General features: G+C 36.3%; 4 protein-coding genes. 2 read left to right on the forward strand and 2 right to left on the reverse strand.

From position 1 onward, the window contains the following. Positions 1-969: 969 nt before the first annotated feature. A complete protein-coding gene (locus tag FTT92_RS16465; protein WP_180172631.1) occupies positions 970-1,977 on the forward strand; it encodes a replication initiation protein in 1,008 nt (335 codons plus the stop codon). Positions 1,978-2,261: 284 nt separating this feature from the next. On the opposite strand, the gene FTT92_RS16470 is transcribed toward FTT92_RS16465, so the two are convergent. Then, on the reverse strand, positions 2,262-3,005 hold the full coding sequence (locus FTT92_RS16470) for a hypothetical protein (protein ID WP_180172632.1): 744 nt from the start codon (positions 3,003-3,005) through the stop codon (positions 2,262-2,264). Between the two features lie 220 nt (positions 3,006-3,225). On the opposite strand from FTT92_RS16470, the gene FTT92_RS16475 reads away from it, so the two are divergent. Beyond that, positions 3,226-4,665 (forward strand): MobA/MobL family protein, encoded by a 1,440-nt coding sequence (locus FTT92_RS16475; RefSeq protein WP_180172633.1) that lies wholly within the window; start codon positions 3,226-3,228, stop codon positions 4,663-4,665. Between the two features lie 50 nt (positions 4,666-4,715). Here the strand turns inward: FTT92_RS16475 and FTT92_RS16480 are convergent, their stop codons facing one another. Beyond that, positions 4,716-4,994: a RepB family protein gene (locus FTT92_RS16480; RefSeq protein WP_180172634.1), complete on the reverse strand. Its 279-nt coding sequence runs from the start codon at positions 4,992-4,994 to the stop codon at positions 4,716-4,718. Between the last annotated feature and the right edge of the window lie 249 nt (positions 4,995-5,243).

A 5,243-nucleotide genomic window follows, 5' to 3' on the forward strand; every position in this document is an offset into this window, starting at 1 on the left:
TAACACAAATTAGTTACCCTGTAACTTTTAATAATTACCGTGTAACAATAGAATTATGAATATTTTATAAAAATAATTACCGTGTAACAAGAAATCGCAACTTCAAGAAATCGCAACTTCAAGAAATCGCACAGAATGCGCTGTATTTGATGAAATAGATGATGGACATACAAACGTACTGCGACACATTAAAAATCGCTTAAAACGCAAATGAGCGCAAAATAGAGCTATATTTATCTTTAGTTTGAGATACTAAAATTAGAAACAATGTTGAAATTCAAATTTTTTATTAATCTTAAAATTTAAAAAATATGTGCAATATTAAAAATATCTAAACAATAACAGCAACTTACAGAGCGAGTGTCTACGAGCGAACTGACACAATTAAAATTCTCGCAATGCCTTTTCACTGATTACAAGCTCACTTTTGCGTCTAAGCGAGAGTTACAGAGCGTCACGAAGTGCGCGAACTTTGAAGCTTTTGCTTTTAAAAAAGCATGAGCATAGCGAATGCATTATCAATGCTTTTGACTTTGCTTTGAGTTGTCACGTATGCAGTTGCAAAAATCGCCCCTCGCTGCGAGGAACGAGCAGCAATAGAGTACGAGCCTTGGCGAGTACCAAGGGCGATTTTCTTTTTCTATTTTTAATCTTTTTAAAAGCTTTATAAAAGCTTTAAAGAGCTTTTAAAAGCTTTAAAAAAGCTTTACAGGGTGTCTAAAAGCATTGCTGATAAAGGGTTTCAGAGGCTTAAGTGGGGGTGCGTTGCAGACAAAACAGGTTTAAGTGGGGGTGCGTTGCAGACAAAACAGGTTTAAGTGGGGGTGCGTTGCAGACTTAAGTGGGGGTGCGTTGCAGACAAAGTGGGGGTGCGTTGCAGACAAGGGGGGTGGTGTTGCAGACAACTATTGACTTGATAAGTGGGGGAGAATATATTAAACCCAACCCACACTTAAAAAGATAAAAATTGTGACAAAAACTTCTAAAACCACAAAAATACTGGACTTCTCTGAAGAGGATAAAGAGTTGTATCCATTGCAATCTTCTGCTGCAAAGTACCCAAAACACCTAGCTGTTCTGCAAAATGCTTTCTGGCAATTGCAGCATGAACGTCCACCAAAAGACGATCTACTCAAACTCTTAATGTATTTCAGCCCTAAAGTTCGACTTATTAACGATCAGCCCAATGAACGAACTACGTTTTCAATATCTGCTAGAGAATATGCTGAATTAACTGGATTGAGCATAAAAGGGGCATATTCCGCTTTAGATCGTGTTGTTGATACCCTTTATAATCATAGTGTTATTTTTGATAGCCCAGATCGGGGCCGAGTTAGAACTCGATTAGTCACGACATCAGCTTATAAGGATGGCAATTTTACAGTTAGCTTTACTCATTATGCTTTGTACATCATGTACGTATTCAACAAAGATAATCCTTTCACTCAGCTACAAATTAAATCTATTAGTGGCTTACACGGTCACGGTTTACGCTTATATCCGTTTTTAAGTCAGAATGAATATCGCTTCAATTTCGACATTGATCTAAAAGACTTAAAACGTGCTTTGGATCTCTCAGAAGATTCATACCCCGAATATCGAGACTTCAAGAGTTCAATATTGAAGCCGCACATTGATTTAATTAATGAAAAAACTGAGCTATCCGTTCAATTTAAAGCAGTAAAGAAAGAAGGTCGTAAAGCAAGCCATGTCAATTTTACTGTCACTAAAAAACGTACAGTAAAAGCTGAAACACCCCCTGAGCAACCCCTAGAACACCCACCAGAGCAACCCAAAAAAATTAAGGCTATAGATATATATAGAGCAATTTCAGACCCAAACGTTCTACCTCGTTTTTTGCAGTTTGGTGAAACTAGTGAGGATCTGATTAATCGCATTAAAGCTGATATCAAAGATGATAAAACTCAATACTGGCTCGACAAGCTAGAAGACTTAAACATAGAGATTGATGCCTAATTCCAATAACCTCGCTTGCCCTGGGCAAGCGAAAGGATATTGAAATTCGTCATCGTTCAGTGCTTAAAGGGCTTTATAATCAAAATGATATCTGAAAAATACATAACAAAATTTGAAAAAGAAATTCTGCTCAAACAAAGAATTGAACAGCTAGAAACAGAGCTTAAAGAATTTTCTGACCATCAAAAAAAAGCATATAGTCCACGACTTCAGAAAAGCATAGAGGGTTTAGAAAATAGAATTCTGAGAGCAAAAAAACTGCTGTATAACAACTGATTCAACTGTCATCTGCGTTTATCATTTTCAATCTCTTTAGCAACGTTTCTTATTTTCTCTATTATCTCAGAGCGTTTATTTTTAATAGAATTTCTTACATTATTTGCTTTATTTTCATCATCATTGGTTACGTCTGACAAGTAGTTGCAAACAATAAAATCTTCAAGTAAATGATGCAAAATCGACTCTTCAGAATCTTCAGGACCGAATAAATAATTGTCTTTCAAAAACTCAGCATATTTAAGAACAACACCCCCAAGGAAATATTTGCGACGTTCATTCTCTTTTCTGCGCTTTTGTCCGTCTGTCTGCTGTTCTTGCGTTTTCTTAATCGCTTCTTGTCGTTTCTGGCTTTCTGCTCGTTCAATTTCAGACTTAGCGATTTTTTCAAGTTTTGCGTATGTCGTCAGTGCTTTTTGACAATTAAAGAACCCATCTCGATCTTTCCAGTCATAACCGAGGATCTCTTTTTCTAATGCTGTAAGTGGGACTGTCGTTGTCGCTTTATGTTGAATAATTTTGTACAACTCAGCATTTTTTCTATACGCAGTTCTTTGACGATTTACAGTTTTTATTAGCGTCAACAATTCATTATCAACAGCAATATGAGAAGCCGTAATCGGTCTAAAATTTTCAGCATCACAAAGTTCTTGCTGTGCTTTAGTTCGAAATTCCATACGCATTGCAAAACGAATTATTCTGTTCAAATCAGAATCATCAAACAACTTTGCCGGCCGTCCACGAGTCGCCATAAGAGAAACCACGCACAATAAAAATATAGTTTTCTCATCATACATTGTCACGCAACAAAAATTAAACTAAATTACGTGAGTAATTTATTTAATGTTTTGCTCGTCTACGTGTTTCTAATTCAAATTAATTACTACGTAATCAATTTGAATTAGAAACTCTCATCTCGCCCTGCGGGGCAAAAGCAAAAACAAGCATATTTCAAAATGGAGTTATCGGAAAATGTACTACTTTGATTATGCATATACTGGAAAAGGCACAACCAAAATTAAAGCCAAATCTGGAGCAACAAAAGTTAAAAAAGCAGCATCGTGCAAAAACCGGTTTCACTACATCACACGCACAGCACACTATAAAAATCACAAAGACAATCTTCATGAAAAAGTTGAGTTTGTAAAATCCGGCAACATGCCCAGCTTTGCTGAAAAACGTCCTGATTTATTTTGGGAAGCTGCTCACAACTACGAAAGAAAAAATGCTCGCACTGCTGCAAGCCAAGTTATCGCATTACCGAAAGAATTGTCTGTTCAGCAACGAATCGAACTAGCAGAAGCATTGATTAAACAATTCACTCATGAGTTTAACTTCCCATACACTGCCGCAATTCATAATCATGCAGGCGAGATCGGTGGCCAAGATCAACCGCACTTGCATATTATGTATTGCGAGCGTTCAGTCGATGAACATAATAGAACTGCTGAACAGTTTTTCAGTCGCTATAACGACAAAGACCCTGCCAACGGTGGTGCCCAAAAGATCACACCGGATGTACGTGGCAAAGGCAAAACAATCATCAATGAAATGCGTGTAGATACAGAAGTTATTATTAATGAGCACCTGGAGAAGTACGCACCAACCAAAATAGTAAAAATAAAGGGCATTGATGTCGAAGTTCCAAACTCTGTGTCGTGTCTGCATCACGAAGACTACAACCGCATCAACGGCACGAACTTAAAGCCAGTACCAATGATTCCTAAATCATTGCTACGCCTTGACCCTAACCTGACGTTTAAAGACAAAGATAAAAATGTTGCATATCAAGCAAAGCTTGCAGAACGTGAGCGAGCGATCAAAGAAGTCAATGACTTGCGTGAATACAACAACTATCAGCTATATGAGCACTATTATTTAGAAGCCAAAACTAGACTCGAAGCAGATCAAAGCACATCAAGAGCAGAAATCATGCGTACTGCTAGTGAATCACCAAGATGCACAGCACTGGAAGCATGCAAGCACTTCCAAGAATTACCACCAACGCCTTTAATTGAAAGAGTTTTAGAGTTATCTGCTATTGAAGATAAACCACAAAATAATATTAGACAGTACATTGAAGCAATAAAGCAAAAACAATATGCAATTATTGACGTACTTAAAAACGAAGCAACAGAACCAACGATTCAGGCAAGTATTACAGCCCTATCAAATGACCTAAAAACATATCAAATATTTGAAAATAAAGGATATATTAGAGATCAGCATGAGAGGAATCTACTCAAATTAGACAAGGATTTCGTGCAAAACTGGCTTGATCATTTAGCTACATGCAATAGCAATGACTTGATAGATCAGCAAGAAAGCACTGCTGAAAATCAGCAAAAAAATATTAAAAATGATCGTGAAATTGACATAAAAATTGATAACTCACCTCGACCAGATTTTTAGTACAAAAATAAAGCCCCATTATTTGGGGCTTTATTAAATCAGGTACACTACTATTTACTTTCGATATACTTCTTCAACTTACTGTTTTTAACAGCATATAAACGCTTATATTCTTTTTCAATTAAACGTGTCAAAACGTCTTTTTGACTATCCCCTACTGCCCCAACAATATCCGCCAGCTTATCAGCAACAAACTTATCAATATATACATCTAAGCGTTGACTAGCATCACTCTTACGTCTTTCTCTGTACGCTTTTTGACGCTCAGAATTCGTAAGTGGGGCAGGCTTCAACATATCAATCGTCTTTTTATCATTCGCATCTTTCATTGCACAATTCCAGTTTTATTATTCAATCGCCAAAGCATAACATAAATTTACGTTACACGGTAATTAAAAAAATAAAATGGTTTATATTAAACATCGTTACCCGATAACTATATTGTTACCTGTAACACAAATTAGTTACCCTGTAACTTTTAATAATTACCGTGTAACAATAGAATTATGAATATTTTATAAAAATAATTACCGTGTAACAAGAAATCGCAACTTCAAGAAATCGCAACTTCAAGAAAT

Source organism: Acinetobacter sp. YH12023 (genome assembly GCF_013420135.1).
Lineage (GTDB): Bacteria > Pseudomonadota > Gammaproteobacteria > Pseudomonadales > Moraxellaceae > Acinetobacter > Acinetobacter amyesii.